This window comes from Marinobacter nitratireducens (genome assembly GCF_000708045.1).
Lineage (GTDB): Bacteria > Pseudomonadota > Gammaproteobacteria > Pseudomonadales > Oleiphilaceae > Marinobacter > Marinobacter nitratireducens.
In genome coordinates, this window is sequence record NZ_ANIE01000003.1 from 567,719 (window position 1) to 593,288 (window position 25,570).

22 protein-coding genes are annotated in these 25,570 nt (G+C 54.4%); 13 read left to right on the forward strand and 9 right to left on the reverse strand.

The genetic code is table 11. From position 1 onward, the window contains the following. Positions 1-102: 102 nt before the first annotated feature. Together D777_RS04465 and D777_RS04470 are read right to left on the reverse strand one after the other, a co-directional pair. Positions 103-1,518 (reverse strand): aminotransferase-like domain-containing protein, encoded by a 1,416-nt coding sequence (locus D777_RS04465; protein WP_036129062.1) that lies wholly within the window; start codon positions 1,516-1,518, stop codon positions 103-105. Continuing rightward, a complete protein-coding gene (locus tag D777_RS04470; protein ID WP_036129064.1) occupies positions 1,515-2,423 on the reverse strand; it encodes a LysR substrate-binding domain-containing protein in 909 nt (302 codons plus the stop codon). The genes D777_RS04465 and D777_RS04470 overlap by 4 nt, the downstream gene beginning before the upstream one ends. 119 nt (positions 2,424-2,542) lie before the next feature. On the opposite strand from D777_RS04470, the gene ycaC reads away from it, so the two are divergent. The 4 genes from ycaC (at position 2,543) to D777_RS04490 (ending at position 5,995) form a co-directional block, all read left to right on the forward strand. Further along, the gene (gene ycaC / locus D777_RS04475) at positions 2,543-3,163 is read left to right on the forward strand and encodes an isochorismate family cysteine hydrolase YcaC (RefSeq protein WP_036129066.1); all 621 of its coding nucleotides are present in this window, start codon (positions 2,543-2,545) and stop codon (positions 3,161-3,163) included. Between the two features lie 81 nt (positions 3,164-3,244). Then, positions 3,245-4,432, forward strand: a complete 1,188-nt coding sequence (locus D777_RS04480) for a low temperature requirement protein A (protein ID WP_036129068.1) — start codon at positions 3,245-3,247, stop codon at positions 4,430-4,432. A 70-nt stretch (positions 4,433-4,502) separates the two neighbouring features. Then, positions 4,503-5,420, forward strand: coding sequence for a pirin family protein (locus D777_RS04485; RefSeq protein ID WP_036129070.1), 918 nt, complete (start codon positions 4,503-4,505; stop codon positions 5,418-5,420). Between the two features lie 143 nt (positions 5,421-5,563). Next, positions 5,564-5,995, forward strand: a complete 432-nt coding sequence (locus D777_RS04490; protein WP_036129073.1) for a MerR family transcriptional regulator — start codon at positions 5,564-5,566, stop codon at positions 5,993-5,995. Between the two features lie 9 nt (positions 5,996-6,004). Here D777_RS04490 and D777_RS04495 read toward each other — a convergent pair whose 3' ends face one another. Beyond that, positions 6,005-7,009, reverse strand: coding sequence for a hypothetical protein (locus D777_RS04495; protein WP_036129074.1), 1,005 nt, complete (start codon positions 7,007-7,009; stop codon positions 6,005-6,007). A gap of 189 nt (positions 7,010-7,198) precedes the next feature. Here D777_RS04495 and D777_RS04500 point away from each other — a divergent pair, with 189 nt between their 5' ends. The 3 genes from D777_RS04500 to D777_RS04510 all read left to right on the forward strand — a co-directional run bounded on the left by D777_RS04500 (position 7,199) and on the right by D777_RS04510 (position 10,030). Then, on the forward strand, positions 7,199-8,431 hold the full coding sequence (locus D777_RS04500; protein ID WP_036129075.1) for an NADH:flavin oxidoreductase/NADH oxidase family protein: 1,233 nt from the start codon (positions 7,199-7,201) through the stop codon (positions 8,429-8,431). Positions 8,432-8,527: 96 nt separating this feature from the next. After that, positions 8,528-9,448 carry an NAD-dependent epimerase/dehydratase family protein gene (locus tag D777_RS04505; protein ID WP_036129076.1) on the forward strand — a complete coding sequence of 307 codons (921 nt, stop codon included), beginning with the start codon at positions 8,528-8,530 and terminating at the stop codon, positions 9,446-9,448. 225 nt (positions 9,449-9,673) lie between these two features. Next, entirely contained in the window at positions 9,674-10,030 is a 357-nt protein-coding gene (locus D777_RS04510) for a hypothetical protein (protein ID WP_036129078.1), read from the forward strand. On the opposite strand, the gene D777_RS04515 is transcribed toward D777_RS04510, so the two are convergent. Then, positions 10,024-11,475 carry a malate:quinone oxidoreductase gene (locus D777_RS04515; RefSeq protein WP_036129080.1) on the reverse strand — a complete coding sequence of 484 codons (1,452 nt, stop codon included), beginning with the start codon at positions 11,473-11,475 and terminating at the stop codon, positions 10,024-10,026. The genes D777_RS04510 and D777_RS04515 overlap by 7 nt on opposite strands. Before the next feature lie 138 nt (positions 11,476-11,613). Continuing rightward, positions 11,614-12,537, reverse strand: a complete 924-nt coding sequence (locus D777_RS04520; protein ID WP_036129083.1) for an AEC family transporter — start codon at positions 12,535-12,537, stop codon at positions 11,614-11,616. A 102-nt stretch (positions 12,538-12,639) separates the two neighbouring features. On the opposite strand from D777_RS04520, the gene D777_RS04525 reads away from it, so the two are divergent. From D777_RS04525 to D777_RS04535, 3 genes are all read left to right on the forward strand, one after another. Beyond that, positions 12,640-13,512 carry a LysR family transcriptional regulator gene (locus D777_RS04525; RefSeq protein ID WP_036129085.1) on the forward strand — a complete coding sequence of 291 codons (873 nt, stop codon included), beginning with the start codon at positions 12,640-12,642 and terminating at the stop codon, positions 13,510-13,512. A 220-nt stretch (positions 13,513-13,732) separates the two neighbouring features. After that, positions 13,733-14,698 (forward strand): ABC transporter substrate-binding protein, encoded by a 966-nt coding sequence (locus D777_RS04530; RefSeq protein WP_036129087.1) that lies wholly within the window; start codon positions 13,733-13,735, stop codon positions 14,696-14,698. Positions 14,699-14,707: 9 nt separating this feature from the next. Beyond that, entirely contained in the window at positions 14,708-16,708 is a 2,001-nt protein-coding gene (locus D777_RS04535) for a methyl-accepting chemotaxis protein (protein ID WP_227501665.1), read from the forward strand. Positions 16,709-16,714: 6 nt separating this feature from the next. Here D777_RS04535 and D777_RS04540 read toward each other — a convergent pair whose 3' ends face one another. Together D777_RS04540 and D777_RS04545 are read right to left on the reverse strand one after the other, a co-directional pair. Then, positions 16,715-17,335, reverse strand: a complete 621-nt coding sequence (locus D777_RS04540) for a hypothetical protein (protein ID WP_227501666.1) — start codon at positions 17,333-17,335, stop codon at positions 16,715-16,717. Between the two features lie 115 nt (positions 17,336-17,450). Continuing rightward, a complete protein-coding gene (locus D777_RS04545) occupies positions 17,451-17,699 on the reverse strand; it encodes a YdcH family protein (RefSeq protein ID WP_036129089.1) in 249 nt (82 codons plus the stop codon). Between the two features lie 165 nt (positions 17,700-17,864). Here D777_RS04545 and D777_RS04550 point away from each other — a divergent pair, with 165 nt between their 5' ends. Continuing rightward, positions 17,865-18,833, forward strand: a complete 969-nt coding sequence (locus tag D777_RS04550) for a beta-ketoacyl-ACP synthase III (protein ID WP_036129092.1) — start codon at positions 17,865-17,867, stop codon at positions 18,831-18,833. A 17-nt stretch (positions 18,834-18,850) separates the two neighbouring features. Here D777_RS04550 and D777_RS04555 read toward each other — a convergent pair whose 3' ends face one another. Together D777_RS04555 and D777_RS04560 are read right to left on the reverse strand one after the other, a co-directional pair. Beyond that, positions 18,851-21,295: a YbcC family protein gene (locus D777_RS04555; RefSeq protein WP_051668937.1), complete on the reverse strand. Its 2,445-nt coding sequence runs from the start codon at positions 21,293-21,295 to the stop codon at positions 18,851-18,853. Next, a complete protein-coding gene (locus D777_RS04560; RefSeq protein ID WP_081849462.1) occupies positions 21,292-22,899 on the reverse strand; it encodes an NADH-quinone oxidoreductase subunit L in 1,608 nt (535 codons plus the stop codon). The genes D777_RS04555 and D777_RS04560 overlap by 4 nt, the downstream gene beginning before the upstream one ends. Positions 22,900-23,005: 106 nt before the next feature. Here D777_RS04560 and D777_RS04565 point away from each other — a divergent pair, with 106 nt between their 5' ends. Together D777_RS04565 and D777_RS04570 are read left to right on the forward strand one after the other, a co-directional pair. Beyond that, entirely contained in the window at positions 23,006-23,914 is a 909-nt protein-coding gene (locus D777_RS04565; RefSeq protein WP_036129094.1) for a LysR family transcriptional regulator, read from the forward strand. A gap of 95 nt (positions 23,915-24,009) precedes the next feature. Next, positions 24,010-25,497, forward strand: a complete 1,488-nt coding sequence (locus tag D777_RS04570; protein WP_036129095.1) for a flavin-containing monooxygenase — start codon at positions 24,010-24,012, stop codon at positions 25,495-25,497. Positions 25,498-25,570 lie beyond the last annotated feature (73 nt).

Here is a 25,570-nt window from a genome sequence, read left to right on the forward strand (position 1 = left end):
TTGCCATGATCGTTCAAGAATGGATGGCAGGAGGATAATGGGTCAGAACCGATGGGGGCAGGACCAATTTTTTAAGATTTAATAGGTACAGTTGACTTCAGGTCAGAACAATAATTCAGGTAACCGCCTCAATGCGGCAACACGATCTTCATTCCAAGGATGGGCAAAGCTGATTCTCAGGCAATTTGTGAATTTTCCCGATACAGAGAATAGTGTGCCGGGCGTAATCACAATGCCTTCCGCAAGCGCAGTCCGAAAGAGGCAAAGGGTGTCTACTTCTTCCTGCAGCTCAACCCACAGAGCAAGGCCTCCATTGGGTGCTGTTGCCCGGAGCGGGACGTCCCAATCGGCGAGCAGCTCAAGCAATTGATCTCGCTGCTGGCGCAGTTCCTGCCGACGCCGGCGCAAAAAAGACCCATAGCCGCCTTCAGCAATAAATCCAGCCACGCCCTTCTGAAGAAAGCGACTACTCGCCAATTGGGAGGTCAGTTTCAGTTTGAGTATCTTTTCATGCCACCTGGCCCCGGAAATCCATCCCAATCGGAGATCCCGGGACAATACTTTGGAGAAAGAGCTGCAATGAATCACGCGGTCAGATTGGTCGATTGCTTTCAGCGTATCGGGCACGCTGAACCAACCTGATTCCCCATAGATGTCATCTTCGATTATCGCGAGGTCATATCGATCAGCAAGCTCCAGCAATCGTGCTCGGGCGTCGGGAGGCATAACGGCCCCGGTTGGCGTTGCAAATGCCGGGGACACCACACAGGCTTTCACATCCCAAACCTCCAGTGCATCTTCTAACGCCCTTACATCCAGTCCGCTTTCTGGAGATGCGGGTATCTCGATCACCTTCAATTGCAGCTGTTCAAGTAACTGCAGCACCCCATAAAACCCCGGGGCCTCGACAGCGACCACGTCGCCATGACGGCAAACGGCCATCAAAGCGAGGAATAACGACTGCTGGCATCCTGAGGTGATACAGAATTGGCTGGCATCAGCGAGCCATCCCCTTTTGGCGGATCTCAGAGCCAGCTGAGCCCTTAACTCTGAATCCCCAGCTGGCTCCTCATAGTACTGAAATCGGTCGGCTTGTTTCCGCAATGCCCTTGCAATGGAACGATTGAGTTGAATGATACCCGGTGGCAGCTCATCGCCGTCAGCATCAGGTAGCAGGTCGAAGGCTGCGCTGCGGCTCATGATGCCTTGAAAAACCTGGCTGACAGTGACCGGTTTAGGAGCCGCCAAAGTGGGCGACTGCCTGGGAGGCTCAAATCGTTTCTGCACAGCGGTCACAAAAAAACCACTTCGCTCGCGGGCCTCAACCAGCCCGAGTGCTTCCAGACGCTGCAAGGCATGCTGTACCGTAATTTTGGAAAAACCATAGATCTGGCACAGTGCTCTTATCGATGGCAACCGTTCACCCGCTTGCCATCGACCACGCGCTATCTGGTCTCGGAGGGTTCTCTCAAGTTCCAGGTATCTCGGCAATGCATGGGGCGCGGACAACACGTTCATAATTCGAAATCCACGTCATTCATCGACTCAGCGAGATAGTCCAGCAACGCCCTTACCGCAGGAAGCAAACCGCGCCGGGAGGGGAACACGGCATGGAGAATCCCGCCACGTGGTTGCCATCCTGGCAGAACATTAACCAATCGACCTTCCGTCAAATCCCTGCCGCCGACAATCAGCGGCATTCGAACTATGCCCAATCCCGCCAACGCCGCTTCTCGAAGGGTGAACACATCATCCGTCACCAGCCGCGGCGTGTGATGCACTTGAGCTGTGGCTCCATCAGGACCGTCGAGGCACCAGGCGTGTTTTCCGTGTGGATCCTCGAAATCGAGGCTCGGCAGGTTTGCCAGGTCGGAAGGTGTTTCAGGTTTTTCGTGGTAGTCAAAAAAATCCGCAGATGCCATCAGACACTGGGGACTTTTGGACAGCACCTTCATTGCGAGATCGCTGTCTTCCAGCGGAGGGAATCGTACTCGCAATGCCAGATCCAGCCCTTCCTGAATGACATCCACCCGGCGACTCGTCGCGTCGATCTCGACCTTTACCTGGGGATATTTGCTCATGAAACGGACCAGGATCTTACCAACATGAAAATAGATCAGGCCAGGCGGACAGCTCATCCTTACAACGCCCCTCGGCTCAGCACGTGATCGATCAATCGCCTCCTGTGCTGCTTCCGCTTCAACCAGCATGGCCACGCAATGACGGTAATACTCCATACCTAATTCAGTGACTGTAAATCGCCGGGTTGATCGGTTTATCAGACGCGTATCAAGGCGATCTTCAAGTGCAGCAATCCGGCGGCTCAATTTTGATTTCGGTATGCCCAGGGCCCGGCCTGCAGGCGCAAACCCTCCGTGATCAACCGCCTGAACAAAGAAATAAAGATCGTTAAGGTCCTGCATCAATCATCGTCCTATATATGAAACACAGAGTACAAAAACTGGAGGCTACTCAAGGCACTTAGCTCCGCCTAACCTTTGCAGGCCAACCCACCCATCAATGAAACATCAGGAGAATCATGATGGCATTTACGTACAAGCGCTTGAACAAAGACGATGTGGCTTTACTGATGGTAGACCATCAGGCTGGTCTGCTATCTCTGGTTCGGGACTTTAGCCCGGACGACTTCAAGAACAATGTACTGGCCCTGTCGGACATCGCCAAGTTTTTCAATATACCTACAATTCTGACAACCAGTTTCGAAGACGGCCCCAATGGTCCGATGGTACCTGAGCTTAAGGAGGCTTTCCCGGATGCCCCCTACTTCGCCCGCCCAGGCCAGATCAACGCATGGGATAACGAAGATTTCGTAGAAGCCGTAAAGGCAACCGGCAAAAAACAACTGCTGATCGCAGGTGTCGTCACTGATGTATGCGTCACCTTCCCCGTGCTATCTGCCCTGGAGGAAGGCTACGAGGTATTCGTTGTGACCGATGCCTCCGGCACGTTCAATCAGACCACTCGGGACGCTGCGTGGAGCCGGATGGAACAGGCTGGTGCGCAGCTGATGAACTGGTTCAGCGTAGGCTGTGAGCTGCACCGCGACTGGCGTAACGATATAGAGGGCTTTGGTGGCATCCTGGCCAATCATCTCCCTCACTATGCCAACCTGATGCAGAGTTACATGGCCCAGAAAAACTAACCGCACTGGGCTATGCTCGATACCCACAAGGAACGTGGGTACGACCATCGCCTGACTCTCATTGAGTGCTAAGAGGAATGTATGCTGGCTAATGATTCCAAGTTTTTATTTCGAATAAAAGGGAGCGATAACGAACACAAGGTCTCCTTCTCGGAACTCTTCTTTGACCTGGTGTTTGTCTACGCCATTACCCAGAGCGCCCACTTTCTGATTGGCCATTTCACCCCTTATGGACTGTTTCAATCGCTTTTAATCCTCCTGGCAGTGTGGTGGTGCTGGGTTTTCACTACCTGGGTAACTAACTGGCTGGATCCTGAAACCATTCCGGTTCGTCTATTGCTGTTCACGCTGATGTTACTGGGCATGTTCGTCGCTATTGCTATACCTAAAGCGTTCGAACAACACGGACTGTTGTTCGCCTGTTCTTATGTGGCGCTTCAAGTGGGGCGCACACTGTTCGTTTGCATTGCAAGTCGTAGAACAAAACCGGTTTTACACAACGACTTCTTTCGCATGGCGATCTGGTTTTCAGTCGCAGGCCTGTTCTGGATTACGGGCGCATTGCAGGACGGCACCAATCGGACTGCGCTTTGGACCCTGGCGCTCGGCGTTGAATATCTCTCAGCCTCGATGTCGTTTTATGTGCCCGGCATCGGTCGATCTGATAGCAAAAAATGGGATATCTCCGGGGCACACATGGCGGAACGGTGTGGCCTATTGATTATTATTGCATTAGGCGAGTCATTGCTTGTCACCGGCAACACGTTCTCCCACACCCCTTGGAATACCTCGACTGTCTTGGCATTCGTCAGCGCTTTTGTTGGTACTGTCGCCATGTGGTGGATTTACTTCAGCCTCTCCGCAGAGCGCGCCAGTGAACGCATCACAACCAGCGAGAGGAGCGGACACCTTGGTCGCCTCATCTATACCTATGTGCATTTCGCAATTATCGCCGGCATTGTGGTCGTCGCAGCGGCCGACGAATTCATCCTTGCTCATGCCTCAGGGCATGTCGGGAATAGCATGTTGATCGCCTCCATTGGCGGCCCTGCCCTTTACCTGATCGGCAACATTTTGTTCAAAAGGCTCATGTTCAATAGTCATCCACGCTCCCATTATGTAGGTCTGGTGCTACTGGGATGTCTTGTGCCCATGGCTCTGTTCGTCGCTCCGTTTGTGTTGGCACTCCTGACCACATCCGTATTGGTGATCGTTGGCACATGGGAAACCGTGGCTGTAAGACGTTCTGACTTGAAACAGACTCTGTAATTTTCAGCTAGATTGAAGCAAAGGCATCTTACCAATCGGCGATCTGAACCAGGCACCCAAAGGATACGTTATGAGCATTTCTACCCAATCACCGACGCTTGAATGTGACGTCACTCAGTCCTGCGGTGCCATCGAGCTATTGATCCAGCCCAGAAAAAAAGATCTTGGCGGGTTTTCTGTCAGGCGTGTCTTGCCGACGAAAGAGCGACAAATGGTTGGCCCGTGGATCTTCTTTGATCACATGGGGCCCGCGAATTTTCCAGCCGGGGACGGAATTAATGTTCGGCCGCATCCACACGTTAACCTGGCAACGGTTACCTACCTGTTTGAGGGCGAAATCCTGCACCGGGATTCCCTTGGCAGCATCCAGCCTATCAGGCCTGGTGATATTAACCTTATGGTCGCCGGCAAAGGGATCGTCCACTCTGAGCGAGAACGCCCGGAGGTAACCTCAACAGATCATACACTTCATGGCCTCCAACTCTGGCTGGCCCTCCCCAAAGACAAGGAAGAGATCGAGCCCGCGTTTTTGCACTATCCAAGTGCTGACATACCCGCCATCAAGGTTCAAGGTGTTCCCGTTCGGGTCATTATGGGCAGCGCATACGGCGTTGCATCTCCCGTGGCAACATTCGCTGAGACGCTGTATCTGGAAGCGCACCTTCAGCAAGGCCAGTCGCTGATACTCCCTAACGCACCGGAGCGTGCGATTTACGTTGCACAAGGTTCACTTGATGCAGGCGGAACGAATATCCCGGAATTCTCGATGGCAGTTCTCGGTCCGGAGGAAGGCGTGGAAATAACGGCCTTGGAGGCGTCTCGCATCGCCGTCATCGGAGGCGAGCCATTTGATGAACGTCATATGCTTTGGAACTTTGTATCCAGTCGGGCCGACCGTATTCAACAAGCCAAAAATGACTGGAAGGATGGGCGTTTTCCCACAATCCCTGGAGATGATGAAGAGTTCATTCCTTTTCCAGGGAAATAGGCGCCGCGGGATGGCGGCAGGAGTTTTCGGCCTAATGAACAATTCGGTAAAGTATTGCTTAACGAGCCAGAACTTAGGCGAAAGCGTTGTAATCAAAACTAACTGGCACTTGAAGTTATTCACTCAGATTCGGTTGAACTCAGATGAAAATAGGTGAGTTAGCAGATATTTCTGGCCTCGCGCCGTCACGAATCCGTTTTTATGAGCGCATTGGTTTGCTCCGCACGGTTGACCGGCAGGCGAATGGCTATAGAAGTTATCCTCCTGAAGCAGTGACTATGCTCAAGCTGATTACAACCGCCCAGCAGGCGGGTTTCACGTTAGAAGAGCTAACAGCGTTATTGCCGTCCAACATTGAGAATTGGGATCACGGGTCATTGCTCGATACCCTCAAGCAGAAGGTCCGCGACATCGAGGAGGTTCAGAAAAGGCTGGCCGAAAGCAAAAGTCAGCTTTTGGAAGTGTTAGCCGAGATTGAAAACAAGCCATCCGATATGGATTGCGCAGACAACGCAAAACGGGTTCTTTCTCAATTCGGAATGGTGCAGGCCAGCTCACCGAGTTCGGAAAGCTGACCCATAGTGTTAATGCTCTGCAAGCATGGCCGTCAGTGGTTTGGGCGCATACAGGGCGCTCTGGAAGGATGGCACATAGTCGTATCTGACCATCTCACCCAGATCGAGAGACTTGATGTACCGGGAGAATTCGCCGTCACCCAGCGTCAGATTGACCGCATCGTCATCCATCGTCGAGCCGTAGACCATTTGGCGTGACACAGCATAGCCCGTCGTCAGATTGCCCTGCTGATCAATATTCGTAAAGCTGTTGGTCACCAGCGCCGGCTCATCAGAAACATCTTCAAGCTTGTCCGTTTCGAACACGAAATCCACTTCGCCGGTCTCCGCGTCCATTACCTCAAAAGCGATTGAGTTGGCGTTATCCTTGTAATGAATTCCGGTCAACCATTTAGGCAGGTTGTAGCCAACGACACCGCGGACCCGTGCCAGTTCTGTATCAACAGGCAATTTGAGCACGTAGCCCCAGAGGTCCTTAGACATCGATTGGCTCAGCAAGCTGATCGGCCCAAGATTGGAGCTCCCGGGCTTGTTGGTCACGATAGCCAGGGAGATCTCGTTGTAGGTGTCATTGTCGCAATAGTGGTAGGCATAGCCCGTAAGTGCGACAAGCCCTCGGCCAGGCCATATTTGAATTGGTTGAACCTGTTCCAGAACCTCTTCCGGCATGAGCTCTTTCAAGCGATCAACATCAGCAGTAAATACCGCCGTGGTTTTCGTATTCTCGTAGTAGAAGTTTGGTGACCAGGATTCAAAACCGATATCGACCTTGGTCTTTTCAAGGGTTTTAAACCAGCTCAAATCAGTGTCTGGCGACTCTTTCTCGATTACGGACATGGGAGGATTTGAGCGATATCGATCGTACAGACCATCTTTCACGACAGGTACATCATGTCCTGCAATATCAATGACCGTGACACCCTGACCTGGCTCGGCCACCGGCGTTTGTGCAGATACTGATGTTGCCATCGCGCCCATAACAATAGCTGCTAATGCGAAGTTACTCACCCTCATGAACAATTACCTCTATCTAGCGATCTTTAGGTGTCGGCGGCGCTGCAGAAAGAACAGCCCTCCGACATAACACGGGTGCAGGCTATGATTAAACCTAGCTTTAAGGTCAACCAAAAATTTACCGTTGACCTTAAACTTAACTTCAAGGATAGAGTGCGATCACATTGAGGAAACCTGAGGTGATCGACTATGAGCGTATTTTCAAAACTGCCCCTCCCTAACGGTTCTGTTATCCCCAACCGTATCGCCAAAGCGGCCATGGAAGAAAACATGGCGGGTAGCGATTTTGCGCCATCAGACAAATTGATTCGTTTGTATGAAGCCTGGGCTGAAGGCGGCGCTGGCCTCCTTATAACAGGCAATGTCATGGTGGATCGTCGAGCCATGACGGGGCCTGGCGGTGTTGTATTAGAAACGGAAGAACAACTTGAAAAATTTCGACGGTGGGCAGAGACAGGACGATCAAACGGCGCCCACTTCTGGATGCAGATCAATCACCCTGGGCGGCAAATGCCAGGACAATTGGGCCAGAAAACCTGGGCACCTTCGGAAGTGTCGGTAGATCTTGGGAAGCTATCAAAGCATTTCAATCCACCTCAGGAAATGACCGAAGAGGTCATAAAAGATGTGATTGAACGGTTTGCCCGCACAGCCCAGCTGGCGGAGAAGGCAGGCTTTACGGGTGTGGAGGTACACGCAGCGCACGGTTATCTTCTGAGTCAGTTTCTATCGCCACTGACCAACAAGCGCACAGACCAATGGGGTGGATCTCTCGAAAACCGTGCTCGTATGCTACTCGAGATTGTCCGCAGAATTCGCGCGTCGGTCTCGAAGACGTTTGCTGTAGCTGTAAAGCTCAATTCGGCGGATTTCCAACGAGGTGGCTTCAGTACTGACGACGCTCGCAACGTCGTGACCAGGCTAAACGATCTTGGGGTGGATCTTGTTGAGCTATCTGGCGGAAGCTACGAGGCCCCGGCCATGCATGGACGCGCTCGCGACGGCCGAACACTAGCTCGAGAGGCCTATTTTCTGGAATTCGCAAAGGACCTTCTTGAAGTAGCGAGAATGCCTGTCATGGTTACGGGAGGGATTAAACGCCTGCAGGTGGCGCAACAAGTAGTCGACAGCGGAGTGGACATGGTTGGAATCGCGACAGCCCTCGCGATCGACCCGCAGTTGCCCAACGAATGGCGGCAGGGAAAAAACAGCGCTCCGGAACTTCAACCCATCACATGGAAGAATAAACCACTGGCCTCCCTCGCCTATATGGCGGTAGTGAAATACCAGCTGGTCAGACACAGCAAGCAGCGCAAGGCCAGCCCGAACGTTTCTCCGATGTGGGCGCTTATGATCAATCAAATTGATAACAATGTCAGGAGCCGGAAATATCGGCATAAACTGGCTTTGGTCTCACAGTAAATTCGGGCTTTAAGGCTCTCGGCGATGCACAACCGAGATGCTTGAACAGAGATTCGCATGAAGACTGAATCACTACCTATCCAGGAGGCACGCACCATGCAAACGATATTGGGCGCCAGTGGGCAAATCGGACGTGAATTGGCGCTAAGCCTTAAACGTGAATTTACCAGCAACATTCGTGTGGTCAGCCGAAATCCAAAGAAGATCAACGACACTGACGAAGCGATCAGTGCTGACCTGATGGATCCTCAGCAGACCCTGGATGCCGTGAAAGGTTCAGAAATCGTGTACATGACGGCAGGATTGCCCATCGACAGTCAGATGTGGGTTGAACGCTGGCCAGTTATGATGCGTAACGTCATAGACGCTTGCGCGACGCATGGAGCCAGGCTCGTTTATTTCGACAACACCTACATGTATCCGCAGACCAATACCCCACAGCGGGAAGACGCTCCGTTCCAGCCTAATGGGCCCAAAGGTCGCGCTCGGGCTGAGATAACCCGGATGCTGCTGGATGCGATGGAACAGGGGCGCGTTGAGGCGGTGATTTGCCGCGCGCCCGAGTTCTATGGGCCGGGCCAGACCCAGAGCATTACCAATACAACGGTCATTGACAACCTCCTGGCCGGTAAACCCGCCAAGGTTTTTCTTCGGGATGACACCCTGAGATCGCTGATCTATACACCGGACGCCAGTCGGGCGATGGCGTGGCTCGGCAATGCAGCTGACGCTTACGGGCAAACCTGGCACTTGCCCTGCGATGATAACCGACTGACCTATAAACAGTTTGTGGAACTGGCTGCCGATGTGTTCGGCACATCCAGCAACTACAAAGTTCTCAAGCGCTGGCAACTGTGGCTTGCATCGCGTTTCAATAAAACGATAGCGGAAACAGAAGAGCTGCTTCCCCGCTATAGCACCGACAACGTCTTTATATCGGATAAGTTCAAAGCGCGTTTCCCTGAGTTCAAAGTCACCACTTACCGGGAAGGTTTAACCGCGATTCGCGAGCAATAACCTTTGCCTCACGACCACCCAACAGCTTTTTGGTGTAGATCTGGTGACGAGGCTACCCGAATCGGCAAAATTAGTGATTGATTAATGATCAACGGCGGAGTGAAAATGTGATCAGAGTCCAAACGTACACTATGTAACACAAATGTACAGGTTTTGGTGCCGGTGGGCATATTCAGCCAGGTTCGTTAGCAATACAATTATATTACTAACGAATCAGGAGGTCTTGTGCGTTCACATCAGATCCATGCTTCCGGGCAAAAATTCACCGTAAGAGTCGTTACATGGATCGTAACCAGAACGTTGTTCGCAGCGGTCACTACACTCGCCGTTTGGTACGGCTTGTATGAACTCAACGCCATGGCGGAAGTTAAGTTCGCCACTGTGGGGTACCAGCTCAACCTGCCGCTGATCGACCTGCTACCTTTAGCAAATATTCCCAACCCTTCACTCAGTCTGGGCATGCCCTCTTGGGGAGCCACTATCCAGGAGAAAACTTCCGCAACCCTGGCAGTGGCGTTTGGCCTGGTGGCGTACTATCTGATCATAAAGGTTGTTGCCTTCAGGAAACCCGCGACTTACTGATCTATCCCCAAGCGCTTGTTAACAGCATCGCGAATTTCCCGGTACCGCTCTGGATCAGAAGCAAGCTTCTCCAGATCGTCCTCCGGGAATATCTCCTTCATTTTTTTCCTGGCTTCGTCCTTCGAGCACGCGGATGGAAGTAACTGCTCAAGCGCCCTAAGCATGACTTCCGGCGACACCGACGCACCTGGAGAAGCGCCAAGTAGCGTGCCATATGTCTTGTCACTGGATACCAGGATTTCAGTACCCATCTGAAGATCGCCGTCCTTGATAATCTGTACCCTCTGGCCTGCCTCAATGGGTTTCCAGTCAAACCGCTTGCTCATGCCGGGCGCAAAGCTTTCTAGCTCCTCAAACATACTCTTTTCCCCTTTGAAGGTTTCGGAAACCAGGTACTTCACCAAGGGGAAATGCTCCAGCGCGACGTTTAACAACCCGGGAATATCATGCAGCCTCATAGCTCTCAGATAATCGACGAACCCGCGCCCTTTTTCCAAAACCGGCTTGAAAGAGGCAAATGGACCAAACAGGAGATAGTGCTGGCCACCAGACACCCGCAAATCCAGGTGTGGAACCGACATTGGCGGTGCGCCAACTGCAGCTTTGCCGTAGGTCTTGGCACGGTACTGCTCGGCCTGTTCCCGGGTAACCGCTGCCTGCAGGAAGCGACCACCGACGGGAAATCCGGTAAACCGCCTCGCGAACGGTAGATGGCTTTTCTTGAGGATGGGGAAAGCGCCGCCACCCGCACCGACAAACAGCACATCCGCGCGGTACTGTTCTGGTCCCCCCGGGCGTTCGGTCTCGACCAGCCAGGTTCCGGAGGGGCTTTTATGAACTCGCTTCACATGGGTTCCGAATTCCATCTTAACGCCCAGCTCCCTTACCGCATAACTGGCCATCTGCTCAGTCAGGGATCCGAAATCCACATCTGTTCCAGTTTCAATCACCGTCGCCGCCATTTTGTCCGAACGAGGGCGGCCCTCCATCAGGTATGGAATCCAGCTTTTGATCTCGTCAAAATCTTCAGAAAACTGCATCTTTTCGAAGAAATGGTGGGCCGACATTTCCTTGAATCGCAGCCTGAGTTCTTCAATCGAAGACTCTGAAACGATGGTGCAATGCTTGGTTCGATTAATGAATGTCTTCGGATCAGGAATCGCGCCCTTCTCAACGAGGTAAGCCCAGAACTGTTTGGCAACATTGAACTGAGCATGAATTTTCAGGGCCTTGTCGACCGAGATAACTTCTTCATCCACGGGCGTGTAGTTGAGTTCACAGTTCGCCTCATGGCCAGTGCCGGCATTATTGAACACCCATGAATTCCCGGCCCCCGGGCCCGGCAACCTCTCGAGAATGGTTATATCCAGATCAGGAGCCACTTCTTTCGCCAAGGTGGCAAACGTGGTTCCCATGATCCCTGCACCGATAATGATTACATTCATAGCCCGTCCAATAGCCTCTGTGATCGGAAGTCGTTAAATGTATGTACCGAAGTTAGCACGCTTCGGACCAACACTGTAATCATCGGCTCGAACCAACTCATGCCACGGCGAGGTTATGACCACCAGTCTGATAGCGTTTCAGATCCAGAACAGAACGATAGACAGGGTAATGATCGACCCAACCGTCGACCAGAGGATGGAGTGGGCTACAACCGACGCCTCTCGCCCATAAAACTCCGATAGCATGAACGGCCCTGTCCCGGTTGGGAGGGCGCACAGGAGCAAGGCTGCTTTGGCCCACAACGCCGGTAACGCAAATACGTGAATTGCCAGCCCCCAAACGATGAGTGGATGAATCACAAGTTTGATACCGACCAGCGCCGCAGCACCGCCCTCTTGCGCCTGTTCCTTCTTGGCCAGGAATGCACCAAGAGAAATCAATGCGCAGGGCGTGGTAGCTGCGCCGAGCATATCCAGGAATCGACCGGCGGATGTTGGAATTTCCAGGCCTGAGGCAGCCCAGAACCCACCAAGGATTGGCGATACAACCAGCGGGTTTTTGGCCAGAGACATGGCCACCTTGCGGAGCGCTTTTGACGCTGAACCCTCATCCTGAAGGCCAACTTCCACAAACACGATCGCGACAGAAAACAGAACGCAGACCACAATGAGCGTTGCGATCAGCGCGGGTTCCAGCCCTTCATCGCCCAGGACCAGGATACACAGCGGGATACCGATATAACCGGTATTGGCGTATGACGCGCTGAGAGCATCGATGCTGGCATCGGAGAGGGAACGCTTGCCCTTCCAGCGCACCAGGAGCGTCACGAAAAAGACAAAGAGCGTGCCGATGGTCACAACCGCGACAAATCCCGGGTGCCAGATTTCTTCCAATGAGGCCGTGGCAGTGGCTGTGAACAACAATGCTGGCAGGCAGAGCCACACCACAAACCGGTTTAACTCGGTGGCGGCGTATTCACCCAGGCACCCGGTACGACGGCAAACGAAACCGGCCAGTATGAGCCCGAAAATAGGGAGAATTACATTGATAACGTTGGACATACTGGCACTCTTCCCGGTGTTGGAACCCCTAGCCTAAGCCTTGATGACCAATGCAGTCTAATGCTATATAAATTCCTTATTAATGCTTTCTGTGCATAGTTTATGGATTTACGTCACCTCCGAAGCTTTCTGATGTTGGCGGAAACGCTCAACTTCAGCCGAGCCGCCCAACGCCTGAACATGACCCAGCCACCGTTGAGTCGGCAGATTGCCGCGCTCGAAGCAAGCGTAGGAACCGCCCTTTTCTGGCGTCATTCTCGTTCCGTTGTACTGACACCTGCCGGTGAACAGTTCCGCAAGGACATCAGCCGCGTCATTGGCGATCTCGATTTCGCAGTCGAAGCCGCCAGGTCCGCCGCCTACGGCGAACGTGGAAAACTCACATTGGCATTCACCATGTACGCCGCGTGGAACGTGTTGCCGGAGCTGGTTGCGACGTTTTCACATGACTACCCCGAAGTAACCCTCTCCCTGAGCGAGACCCTCCCCCGGGACCTTCACGACTTGCTTATTCAGGGGGAGGCGGACATCGGGCTGAGTTTCCCGCTGCGCTTCGAGCATACCCTGCAGTACAAGCCGGTGTTCCGGGAGGCGCTGTGCGCAGTGGTGCCGGCAAACCATCTTCTGGCTGGAAAGGGTGTGATATCAGCGGGCGATCTCGCTCGCGATGAATTCATCACCTTCCCAAAATCTACCGCCCCCGCACTGCATGAGGCGGTCACAACGTGTTGCGAGAGCTATGGCTTTGAGCCTGCGATCAAGGTAGAAACCCAGCTGCAGCAGACCATCGTGAACCTTGTCGCGAAGGGCCTCGGGGTGGCCCTGGTTCCTGATTCTATGCGTAAACTGCAGCTTGAAGGGGCAGTTTTTGTCTCACTGGCGGACTCGCCCGTGATTGAGCAGGGGCTTTACTGGAATGAGCACAATCCCAACCCCTGCGTGCAACGGTTTATCGAGTCAGGATCGGCTACCTGATAAACAGTTTGTCTCGCTTTCCGGACAACCGGTCCGGGTTTTCTGACACTTTGGCGCCATCTGATGCGACCACGTCCGAAACGCCGGACACCCGGCAAGGTTGCACCCCGTAAAATCCGCGCAGGCATATAATTTATAACTTAATATCAACATCTTAAGACAATGGCACGGTTCGTGTATTTCTTCCTGAGATTCAACACAACAACAAGAAGGAAGCTCTATGCGCCTGCTGATTCTGGCTCTTATGCTAGTGAGCCCGCTGTGTTTCAGTAAAACCGTCGTTATCATCGAAAGCTATCACATCGAATACAAATGGGATTCGGACTACATCTCCGCGGTACAGTCTGTACTTGGAGACAAACACGACATCCACGTACTGGCGCTGGATACCAAGCGTCTCAAAAAATCGGAGTGGCCTGACAAGGTCGCGGACATTCAGCAATCGATAGAACAACTCAACCCCGACATTGCCATTCTCGGCGACGACAATGCGTTTTCCCTGATGGCGCAGAACCTGGTGGATTCCGGAATCCCGGTTGTCTTCCTGGGCGTGAATGGCGGAGCAGCACAACACCCTGCCCTTGAAAGCCCGCTGGTTACAGGCATCCTCGAGCGCCCATTCTTCGAAAAAAGCATCCGTCATCTGAAAAAAGTGTTACGCCAGAACGACCGCTTTCTGGTTCTGATGGACGACTCTCCGACGATGCGCAATGCAGTCAATGAATACTTTGGCGACAAGCGACAGGATACGATCTACGGGTCTCAGCTCGATATCGTGCTGACCAACGACAAAGACACCTGGCTCGATTCGGTTGTGAATGCCCACGAAACCTACGATGCCATCATCGTGGGCACTCATCACACCATCAGGGATAACGCCGGAAACTACGTCACGCCGGACGAGCTGATGAGTACGGCTTTCCGGCAAACCCGGGTACCGATTTTTTCCTTCTGGGACATCTTTATAGGTAAAGAGAAGAGCATCGGTGGTTTTACCGTGTCTGCCCACCAGGAAGGATTAACGGCCGCCCGTCTGGCCAGACTGATCATGAACGGAGTTCACCCGAACAAGATTCCCCAGCTAAAATCCCTGAGTGGTCACTTTGTTTATAGCGACAGTGGTCTAAAACACTGGAATCTGGAACTGTCACCATTGATTGCCAGCCAAGCCAAGTTTGTTCCTTGAGGCCTGATTGTGAACAACACTGTATTTAAAACCATTGAGCGTCGCCTGGGTGTGAGCGGGAAACTCCTGATCGCGCCGGTATTTATTTTGCTTCTCTTTGCCTTCGTGACCTACTTAAGCATCAAAGAGTTTCAGACTCTTCAACTGCGCATGGATACCGTTGCCAGGGATATCGCGCCTGAGACCTCGGTTGCCACCGGGGTGCTTTTACACCTCTATCAGATGAGACTTCAGGTCTTCGATTATTATCAGACCGGCAGTGATGAGGCATTGACTGGTTTCGGCGAGACCCGGGATCGGTTATTCAAACAAATTGCGTCCGCTCGGGAACAGATCAAGGCACCAGAGCGCCTTGCTCTCGTGGGTAAGATCGAAAAATCTGCGCGGGAGTACTCGGAGGTCTTTTCGAGCGAATTAGTGCCGGCCAAGCAGCAAGTACGATCGATCATCACAACACAGCTTGTTGACCATGGCGCCGATGCCTCCGAGGCCCTGAGGCGCGCGATGGATGGCATAACCAATCGCCAGCCGGACAGTCCCCTGAGGGTAGTGCTGGAACAACTGATTCATGACACTCTGCTGATGCGCCTCACCGCCCAACGTTACTTTGCTGATCCCGTGCAATCCCGCGAGCAGGATCTCAGCTACGCGATTGAGGACGTTACCCTCGCCCTCTCCTTCATTGATCCGGAAACGGTACCGGCGTTCGTTCGCGATTACATCCAAACCGCAACGACAGCGGTTGGCCAATATGAATCGTCAGTCCAGGACCTCCTCGCTCAGCAGGCGGCTCTCGCCAAGGCCAAAAACGAAAAACTTGATGTTGCCGGCCCCGCGATCACCGAGCTTGCCCGAACACTCGAAAGTCAGGTGTTCAAGGCGTTGGACACCGTTGCAGACGAAGCCGAGTCAGAAACCGAAACAGCCCTTCGTTATACGCTGAGCGCGTTTGCGGTTTCGGTCGTGCTTGGCATTATCGCGGCGGTTGTTTTTAGCCGGCTGATCGCCGCCAGTGTCAAAAAAGCGCGCGTGGAAATTCAGGATTACCTGCAGGCTATCGACAATAACGCCGGCAATCTTTCAGCCCGTTTGAGTGCAGGCCGGCCAGATGAGGTCGGTGACTTTATCCAGGCTGTTAATGCATTGCTGGAGACTCAGGAGGACATTATTTCCAGCATCGCCCGAGCCTCAGGCCAGCTTTCAACAGCGTCGGAGACGCTATCGACGATAACCAGACGTACCACGGCCAACTCCGAGCAACAGCGGGACCAGATAACCCAGGTCTCCGCTGCAATGCAGGAAATGGGCAGCACGTCTGATGAGATCGCAGGGAATACCAACGAAACCGACGAGTCCGCCCGGCAGGCCGCCAACCTCGCGGGTGATGGACAGGCCACCGTCGCATCCGCCATCCATGCGGTGTCCTCTCTGGCCGGACAGGTTGAGGAAGGTTCACAAAAGGTTCAGCGGCTGGAGCAGGAATCCGGCGAAATTGGCAACGTGCTTGAGGTCATCCAGAGCATTGCCGAACAGACCAACCTTCTTGCTCTGAATGCGGCCATTGAGGCAGCAAGAGCCGGAGAAGCGGGCCGTGGGTTCTCGGTCGTTGCTGACGAGGTCCGAGGACTGGCCAAACGGGTTCAGGCATCAACCGTCGATATCGAGCGTATCGTTTCAAACCTTCAGCATGGGGCTGCGGAGGCGGTGGTGAGTATGCAGCAGGCTCGTCAATTGGCAACCAACGCCAGTGACGAGGCGGGCAAGTCCGATACGGCGCTTGCCAATATCCTTGAGGCCACCCATCGGATCGTTGAAATGACCACACAGGTTGCGAGCGCGACCGAGCAACAACGGGCGACAGCTGCGGAAATGACACGCAATGTCGAAGCAAGCAGCGTGGCCATCGACAGCCTTGCTGAGGACATCTCGCAAGTGAATGAATCGGGGAAATCACTATCGGAAATGGCGGACCAACTGCATCGACTGGTCCGCCGCTTCAACATCGCCTGAGAAAACTTATTCGGCCTGGCGGCGCTCGATATCCCTCTCGGCGTCTTCCAGGAAGGATTCAACCGTTTCGCCGGGCAGCAGTAACTGCTTTTCAATCATCGAATCCCGCCACTCGGACTCTTCGAAGATGCACCGGTAGTGGTCCGGGAACTCGATGTACAGGCGCTTGAAATATTCCCGGGCCCGAGCCTTGTTGGGCGGTTCATTCCGGGAATGGAGTACCGCCATGTTGTACAGGGCGGCTGCGCGAACGGAGTCGGTCTGCTGCGGATCCCGGTATATGGTCTCAAGCCGTTCAACAACTTCCTTGAACCCGCTCAGCCTGTACTTTTTGATGATCTCGACAGCAGAGTCCAGAACACGATCCTCGCCATTGGTGCACGGCGAATCCGCATGATCCGCGATGTAGAGATCGACAGCCCTTTCAACGTTATGCTGGTATTCGTACTTGCGTTCCTGCTCAAGAACGATGCCGGTGCCCACCGCCGTTTCGATAGTGCCCGGCATGCAGGCCGTGAGCGCCCACGGCAACAACAGGCCGACGATCAGGCTTTTGCCTTTTACATAGCCAGTGGCGCGAGGTCCATACTCAGCATTACGGAGCATCCCTGTCCGGGAATTCGTCATGGTTTCTTCCCCAATCAGACGTCGTTGTTAAAAAATGTAACAGCGACGCCATTTAACCATGAGTCAATGCAGGTAAATGTGAGCCTGGTTGTAAAATCAGGATTGGCTCTGCGTATTATCCCTTACCATTTCCGGAAAGCGTCTGATAAAGCTCATCCTTAAGCTGAGCCCGTTTCTGTTTCAGGCGGTGAAGCTTGTCATCCCCGATGGGGGCATCCCGTTTCTCCAGCCCTTCTATTTCCTGATCCAGCTCTGAGTAGGCCTTGTACTTCTCGCCAAAGGCGAAATCCGTCGTTTTGAGTTCGTTGATCAAATCGCTGAACTGGGGGAATTCCTTGTGAAGTGCGTGGTTCGAGATACCCATTGTCGTGCTCTCCTGTTGATCGCAGTGCATTGGATCGTTGTTCACTTCAATCATAGTAGAGCCTGCCAATTTCAGGGGTCTTTGACAAATCGCTAATAACGCACGAAGTTACTTGGGTATAGCATGAGTGGATCTTATAACAGCTTTTCTTCGGGACACTCACGAATGACCTTTGCACGAATTACCGGCACTGGTTCCTATTTGCCGGACAACATCGTTACGAACAAAGACCTCGAACAAAAGGTCGACACTTCCGATCAGTGGATTCGCGAGCGGACCGGCATCGAACAGCGGCATATTGCGGTTGAGGGACAAACAACGGTGGACCTGGCCGAGCAGGCTGCGCTGAGAGCCATTGAGGCTTCCGGCGGCAAGGCCGATGACATCGACCTGATTGTGTTCGCCACCTCAACACCCGACAAGATATTTCCCAGCTCTGCCTGCATCCTGCAGGCCAGGCTCGGCATCCAGGGTTGCCCGGCCTTCGACATTCAGGCTGTCTGCAGCGGTTTCGTTTACGCGCTGGCCACGGCTGACAAGTTCATCAAAACCGGCACCAGCAAAAAGGCCCTGGTCGTGGGTGCCGAAGTGTTCTCCCGCATCATCGACTGGGATGACCGTGGCACCTGCGTCCTGTTTGGTGACGGTGCCGGCGCCGTCATCCTGGAAGCCGACGAAGAAACCGGCATCCTGTCGACACACATCCATGCAGACGGCCGTTACGAAGAGTTGCTGCACGTGCCCTGCGGCATTGCGGACGGCTACGATCAGGTCAAAGCCGGAAAGGCCTTCGTGGAAATGAAAGGCAATGAAGTCTTCAAAGTGGCCGTGAACACCCTTGGCAAGATCGTGGATGAGACCCTCAACGCCAACGCCATGCAGAAATCCGACATCGACTGGTTGGTTCCCCACCAGGCCAACCTTCGGATTATTGCGGCAACGGCCAAAAAGCTCAGCATGTCCATGGATCAAGTGGTCGTTACCGTGGACAAGCACGGCAACACTTCCGCCGCCTCCATACCGCTTGCGCTCGATGTGGCCGTGCGGGACGGACGCATCAAGCGCAATGATGTGATTCTGCTGGAAGCCTTTGGCGGCGGCTTTACGTGGGGCTCGGCTCTGGTTCGATTCTGATTCAAGCCGGTAACGGTTCAGCAAACCTGAACCGTTACCCATTCCCCGTGGTGATACTGCTCGATCCCGTCATCAACAAATCGGCATAACCACAGCCATTGATTCTCGACCAACCTTGCCACATCCGGCTGGGAGCCGATCACTGCTTCAATCCGCTTCCTCGGCGCATCTATGACAACGGTCAGCCTCACGGGCTCGTGGCGCCATTGCTTGCCATCATGCACGGACTGAAACGGCAGGCCCACTCTCAAATCAGGGTTGTTCCCTTCAACAACTCCCAGATTACCGCCCACGACTGAATGCAGGAGTTTGTTCCCTGCGCCCAGAACGTCCGGTGCCACAACCGATCCCATGTATTGAAGGTTTATCCAGTTGGCAACAATCATCGGCGCCGTCATCAGCGCTTCCAGGATCTTGCCATCACTGTCCTTGTGCTCGTCATAGTCGTGCAGGAATGCGCGGCCGCCAAGGTCCAGGGCCCGCGTCCGCGATCGCTTGGCGAATATAATGGAGGCGTTGTTCGCCAGCCCCCACTCAGCCCGAACCTGTGACCAGTCACCCGTCCGCCTGGCAAGGCTATCCGCGAGCTCTTCGTCCGTCAGGCCATTGCAGCCCAGGCTCGTTGCCCGCTCACGGCGGCAGCTCATGCCTGCCTGATGCAGCTTGCCCTCCAGATCACGGATTCTCCGGCGATGGGTTTCGGGCGTCTCATCAAGACCGAACAGCGTTATCTGATCCGTGACTGTGCAGTGTTCCGCGGCAAAGGCTCTGGTGGTTTCGGGGATCGATATTCCCGTGTCCCGGAGGCGGCTACGAACCTCCGGGTCGTTGATCAATTCCGCCGCCAGCCTGGCATTCACTCCACCGTTCTGACCTCCGCAAGCCCCACAAGCAAGGCTTGCCTGATGCGGGTTATTGTCGGCATGGCTACCATGGCCGGTAAAAACGATCACCGGTGCAAAGTTGTCCACCAGAGACATGCCCCGCAACATGGCTTCCGCCAGTTTTGCACGCTCGCCATCCGTCACCGGGTCCCCGCCATGCCGGTGATACAACCGGCCATGGGTGCAGGTCGCTGCCTCTTTTTTGGCCCTGGCGTAGTTTGGAAAGCTGTCCTTCAGTAATTTCCAGGCCCAGGCCAGCCCCGTGGTCTCTACCAGGGTAAAACTCGAGAGACTGTTGTATTTGGCCTTGCGGACCGACTGCCGGGTGAGTTCTCGCTGATCCCGGGATCTGGATAGCTTTCTGTCATCCGAGCCGCTGCCTGTTGTTTCGGCGTAGCGATACGATGGTGCAAGCAGACCGGGTACCGCGGGTAGCTCCTTGCCGGGCGCCAATGGACGAAAGCTGATCGGCAATCCGAAGAATCCGGCAAAGCCAACCGTCTGTATACCGGGGTTCGCGCTTTCGAGGTGGCGACGTACCGGTTCGGACCGTACATCAATGCAGAAGGCCATCTGAACCTCGGGTATCGAGAATTTCGCCTCCGGCTTTCCGCTGCCACCGGCCGTAAGCTTTTTGAACAGGGTTCTCTGGTACCCGGCTTCAAACGCCCGGTGCCACAGCCACCAGATCTGTTGCGGTGTATTCACGGATGATTGACGGCGATATCGCTGCCAATCTGCTTGCCATTGCAGACGTTGCTCGGTGTTCTTCAACTGCAGTGCACAAAGTTCCCAGGCCAACAAAACTGCGACAAGCTCTCTCATCAGGTTCGATTCACGACCCTCTTGTTGAGAACGCCAGGCCACACCCTGGCACCAGGATGCCCAGCCGTTCAGACTCCAAAGAAGCTTCTGAACCAGTGCTTCAAACTCTGTTTCGCTCAGTTCAAGGACCTTGAATGCCTCTGTCATGATCTTATCTGCATCTGCCGAGAGACCACTCAGGAATTTCCTGGCACCTCTCAGGTTGACTCTCTGATCGAGCCCGTAGTCGTACCTGAGGTCAGCCAGCCAGGCTGACAGTAACCCGTGGTCCTCGTTATGCTCCAGCCAGTGGGACTGACGCTTATCGAAGTACAGGCCAGACACCCGCGACACTTGCTCCAGTATGTGCACATTGACAACCCTGTCGCCCGCAGACGTTTCCACATCCATGGAGGATGGGACCACTGCCCTACCGATGACCTTCTCCCCTTCCAACGCACTGATCAAATCGGCTGGAGTCAGACCTGAAGCTGATTCCCGGATCGCGTACGCAAGATCCTGACGGGAAATACGACCACTTTGCCAGCAACTCCGGTAATACGCCGGCGGCATCAGCAAGGAGTACCCCGCCCTCTCCATTGAAAGGCGATCAACATGTTCGACAGGCAAATGACGGGATCCCCACCACGGATTGACCGCAATCCAACGATTGAGAGGCCACATGGGAGCAATTGAGGCCTCGGCCTCCTGTACCGCGCGCTTAACACTCGCCAAAAATGACGTCTCTCCAGCGGTGGCCACAAATCCACTCATGACGATTCTCCTGCTTCCGAACGAACACCTGCATTGCTCTGTGTCATCACGGCCTTCCTGCCTAACGCGGCCGACAAACGCCGGGCTACCCGATCAAAGGGAATGGCCAGGTAAAACCCGTGGGCTATATGCACACGAAGGTAACGCGCCGCCCCGGAGCCAGGTGCCAGGACAAGAATCAGTGAAATGCCAGCCAGAACGGCGATCAGGGAGACGCCTGCCGCAACTGCAGACGGAGGCAGAACCACACTGTCATAGGCCGGCAGCACCGGCCCAACCAGCCAGTGCAGTACTCCATACAAGGGCACCAACGCCAGGGCCAGCACGCCCAGGCCGGTACGACGCAGTGGAGACGCCCCGGCCGGGATCCCCATCGCCGCTCCGGCCACCGCAAACACAAGTACCGCACCCAGGACCGGATTCCGCTCAACCAATGCGGGATACTGCCAGAGGATGGCGACGGCGGTTCCCGCAATGGCGGTCGCCCAAACCACCTGCGTGGCGATACCTGCGCGCCCGAAATCCGGCACGTTAGAGGCACGGACGACCCGCCCTGACGCAAGGAAGGAGTGAGCCTTGTAAAGCGAATGTGCCAGCAGGTGAAGCAGAGCCAGGGTGTAGGCGCCCATACCGATCTCAAACAGCATGAACCCCATCTGGGAGGATGTAGACCAGGCCAGCGCATGTTTGACTGAGGCCTGACTCATCATCGTGAGTACGGCGACCACAGCGGTAATACCACCCACCATCAACAGGACGCCGTGCCCCGGGGTAAAGCCATCGAAAACGGGAAACAACCGCAACCAGAGAAAGCCCCCCAGGTTTACGACACCCGCGTGTAGCAATGCAGACACCGGTGTGGGCGCCTCCATCACCCGTAGCAGCCAGCTATGAAAGGGAACCTGGGCGCATTTCAGAAGCGCTGCCAGCGCCAGCAACACCGAAGCAACCTCAAGTTCAATTGAGCCTGGTGCCGCACTCGCGGCGAACACCTCCGGCAGACGAACGCTGCCGGTCACATGGTAGATCAGGCCAACAGCGCCGATCACACATGCATCGCCAATCCGGCTGATGATGAACTTCTGCAAGGCGGCAATCCGAGCTTCCTCACGATCGGCGTAGAGCGTCAGCAGATGGTGCAGTGCAAGGCTGACGCCTATCCAGGCACCGGCCAGCACCAGGAGGTTGTTGGTAAATACGAGGATCAAGACACAGGCCAGCGTAGTCAGGAACCAGGGCAGGAAACGTTCGCGAGCAGCGTCGTTATTGAGGTAGTTATTTGAGTAGCGAAGAATTGTCCATCCGATGAAACCAACCATCAGAGCCATGCACACCGCCAGAGCGTCGGGGTACAGCCCCAGGCTCGCGCCAAACTCCAGCAGCCCCCCAGGGGCAGACCACAGCCCGGTGGCAAGCAGCAGCCCGAGTACCGCAGAGGCCACCATCGACGCCGTCAGCAAACGGCTGGCTAACCGCCAGCAATGTTGAACCTTACGCTCATTTCTCGTCCAACCGCTGTAGCCAGCGAGAATGAGCAGCGACAGGGGCAAAAGTAACCACACGGTTAATGCCGGCGTGGAAAACACGGCTAAAATTCCATTCATGGGCGACCTCCGTATTCGAACGCTGCTACTTTGCCTTTGCCCAATACATAAATAAAATGGTTTATAAAGATCCATTCATTCTCTTTTACGGAACGGTATTGCGATCATGAAACTGAATTACCACCACCTGTACTATTTCTGGACGGTCGCCCGTACAGGCCACCTGACACGAGCCGCAGAATCCTTGCACGTGTCCCAGTCCGCACTGTCCGGACAGATTCGAAAACTCGAGGATGCCCTCGGACATGACCTGTTTATCCGTGAAGGCCGACGACTGAAACTCTCGGAAGCCGGTCGGATTGCGTTTGGCTACGCCGAGGAGATATTCAAACAGGGAGAGAAACTGACGGCCGTTCTAGGCTCCGGCACTGAAATCAACCGTGAAACCCTCAAGATTGGCGCCGTTGCAACACTTTCAAGGAATTTTCAGGAAGGGTTCCTGAGGCCGCTGCTTGGCCGTGAAGATCTCGAACTGAAACTCGTCAGTGGCACCCTTGAAGATCTGCTTCGCAGGCTTTCCGCGCACCACCTGGACCTGATTCTCTCGAACCAGCCCATTCAGGGAGATGAGGAAAACCCTTGGCGTTCGCGGCGCATAGCGCGGCAATCCGTCAGCATTATCGGCCCGCCAGGCGACGAGCAATCAACCAAAATACCGGAATTCCTTGATGGACGGAGCCTGATCATCCCCGGGCGGGAAAACAACATCCGTCACGCCTTCGATCAGCTTTGTGACTACCACAACGTGCGCCCCAGGATTGTGGCGGAGGTCGATGACATGGCCATGATGCGTCTGTTGGCCAGGGATACTCGCCACTATGCGGTGCTGCCCCCTGTCGTCGTCCGAGACGAATTGGAAACCGGATCCCTTGAGGACTACGGCGCATTGCCAGGAGTCTACGAGGAGTTCTATGCCATCAGCATTCGCAGACGGTTCGAACCTACCCTGCTCACCGAGTTGCTGTCACAACCCGCTGAGGAACTGCTAACCCGTTCAAGTAATTGGTCGTTCTGACAAGTAGATCTGTCACTTACCATCATGTTGAATGCCTGCGACAGATCGTATACTGGCCTTTTTGAGTGTCAGCAAAACAACAATCAGGTGAGAGTATGCCCCACAGTCCTTCAGCGCCATCCCCGTCCGTGATCATCATTGGAACCGGTTTCGGAGGGATTGGTATGGCTATTCAGCTTAAGAATGCCGGGCTGTCCGATATAACACTCCTTGAAAAGGCAGATAGGGTTGGCGGCACATGGCGCGACAATACATACCCTGGTGCCGCCTGCGACGTTCAGTCCCACCTGTACTCCTACTCGTTTGAACCCAAGCATGACTGGTCCAGAAAGTTTGGACTTCAGGCAGAAATCCTCGGTTACATGGAGCACTGTGTCGAGAAATACGATCTGGCCCGGCACCTTCGCCTGAATTCCGAGGTCAGTGACGCCTGCTTCAATGAGTCCAGTAACACCTGGACCGTCACGCTGAAAAATGGCGACACCCTGACTTCCGACATACTGATCACCGCTACGGGCCAGCTTAACCAGCCAGCCTGGCCCGACATCAAAGGCATGGACCGTTTCGAAGGAACCATCTTCCACTCCGCGCGCTGGAACCATGATTACGACCTGACCAACAAACGGGTTGCTGTGATCGGCACCGGTGCAAGCGCGATCCAGTTCGTTCCGGAAATTGCCAGCAAGGTGAAATCACTGACTCTGTTCCAACGCTCGGCCGCCTGGGTGCTTCCAAAACCGGACCGGCCATTCACCTCTCTGGAACAACACCTGTTCAAATCGGCGCCGCTGTGGGACCGGGCCTACCGTGCTTTCATTTATTGGAAAAATGAGAGCAGAGCCCTGGCGTTTACCCGCTTCAACCGACTACTGGACCTGTTTGCTTACCAGGCAAAAAAAGAGGCAGCCAAGCAGGTAACCGATCCGGATAAGCTCAAACGCATCATTCCCGATTACCAGATCGGTTGTAAGCGGATACTCATTTCCAATGACTGGTACCCCGCCATCAACCGTTCCAACGTAAATCTGGTCAGCGACGGTGTTGATCACATTGACGAGGACGGCGTCGTTGCGAAGGACGGCCACCATTACCCGGTGGATGCCATCATTTTCGGTACCGGATTCCGGGCCACCGAATTTCTCTCGCCGATCCGGATCACCGGCCGCGCCGGCCAGACGCTCAATGACGCCTGGAAAAATGGCGCATCTGCATTCAAAGGCATTACCGTCAGCGGGTTCCCCAACCTTTTCATGCTCTATGGCCCGAATACCAACCTCGCGCACAACTCCATCATTTACATGCTGGAATCCCAGTTCAACTATATTCTGGATGCGGTGAGCGCCCTGAAGAAATACCCGGGCTCCGCAATGGATGTGCGCCAGGATCGGCAGGATAGATTTTCACATGTCATCCAGGAAGGGCTTCATAACAGCGTCTGGGAGGCTGGCTGCTCGTCCTGGTATCTGGACGAAAACGGCCGTAACACCGTCAACTGGCCCGGGTTTACATTTACCTACCGGGCGAGTACCCGGAGGCTGGACACTGCGGACTACCAGTTCATCTACCCCGAAACCCGGCCCTGAATCCAGGGCTGGCGCGTCCACCGGTTGCGTTGCGCCCAGATTCATAGGATGATTGGTTCATATGTTTTCCGGA

Excerpts from the sequence above, each read along its gene's own strand:
- D777_RS04520 (WP_036129083.1), bottom strand. The coding sequence starts at position 12,537 with ATGTCCAACGTTATCAATGTAATTCTCCCTATTTTCGGGCTCATACTG.
- ycaC (WP_036129066.1), top strand. The coding sequence starts at position 2,543 with ATGGCATTTACGTACAAGCGCTTGAACAAAGACGATGTGGCTTTACTG.
- D777_RS04485 (WP_036129070.1), top strand. The coding sequence starts at position 4,503 with ATGAGCATTTCTACCCAATCACCGACGCTTGAATGTGACGTCACTCAG.
- D777_RS04550 (WP_036129092.1), top strand. The coding sequence starts at position 17,865 with ATGACCTTTGCACGAATTACCGGCACTGGTTCCTATTTGCCGGACAAC.
- D777_RS04555 (WP_051668937.1), bottom strand. The coding sequence starts at position 21,295 with ATGAGTGGATTTGTGGCCACCGCTGGAGAGACGTCATTTTTGGCGAGT.
- D777_RS04505 (WP_036129076.1), top strand. The coding sequence starts at position 8,528 with ATGCAAACGATATTGGGCGCCAGTGGGCAAATCGGACGTGAATTGGCG.
- D777_RS04495 (WP_036129074.1), bottom strand. The coding sequence starts at position 7,009 with ATGAGGGTGAGTAACTTCGCATTAGCAGCTATTGTTATGGGCGCGATG.
- D777_RS04490 (WP_036129073.1), top strand. The coding sequence starts at position 5,564 with ATGAAAATAGGTGAGTTAGCAGATATTTCTGGCCTCGCGCCGTCACGA.
- D777_RS04500 (WP_036129075.1), top strand. The coding sequence starts at position 7,199 with ATGAGCGTATTTTCAAAACTGCCCCTCCCTAACGGTTCTGTTATCCCC.
- D777_RS04570 (WP_036129095.1), top strand. The coding sequence starts at position 24,010 with ATGCCCCACAGTCCTTCAGCGCCATCCCCGTCCGTGATCATCATTGGA.
- D777_RS04525 (WP_036129085.1), top strand. The coding sequence starts at position 12,640 with ATGGATTTACGTCACCTCCGAAGCTTTCTGATGTTGGCGGAAACGCTC.
- D777_RS04515 (WP_036129080.1), bottom strand. The coding sequence starts at position 11,475 with ATGAATGTAATCATTATCGGTGCAGGGATCATGGGAACCACGTTTGCC.
- D777_RS04560 (WP_081849462.1), bottom strand. The coding sequence starts at position 22,899 with ATGAATGGAATTTTAGCCGTGTTTTCCACGCCGGCATTAACCGTGTGG.
- D777_RS04465 (WP_036129062.1), bottom strand. The coding sequence starts at position 1,518 with ATGAACGTGTTGTCCGCGCCCCATGCATTGCCGAGATACCTGGAACTT.
- D777_RS04480 (WP_036129068.1), top strand. The coding sequence starts at position 3,245 with ATGCTGGCTAATGATTCCAAGTTTTTATTTCGAATAAAAGGGAGCGAT.
- D777_RS04545 (WP_036129089.1), bottom strand. The coding sequence starts at position 17,699 with ATGGGTATCTCGAACCACGCACTTCACAAGGAATTCCCCCAGTTCAGC.
- D777_RS04540 (WP_227501666.1), bottom strand. The coding sequence starts at position 17,335 with ATGACGAATTCCCGGACAGGGATGCTCCGTAATGCTGAGTATGGACCT.
- D777_RS04530 (WP_036129087.1), top strand. The coding sequence starts at position 13,733 with ATGCGCCTGCTGATTCTGGCTCTTATGCTAGTGAGCCCGCTGTGTTTC.
- D777_RS04565 (WP_036129094.1), top strand. The coding sequence starts at position 23,006 with ATGAAACTGAATTACCACCACCTGTACTATTTCTGGACGGTCGCCCGT.
- D777_RS04470 (WP_036129064.1), bottom strand. The coding sequence starts at position 2,423 with ATGCAGGACCTTAACGATCTTTATTTCTTTGTTCAGGCGGTTGATCAC.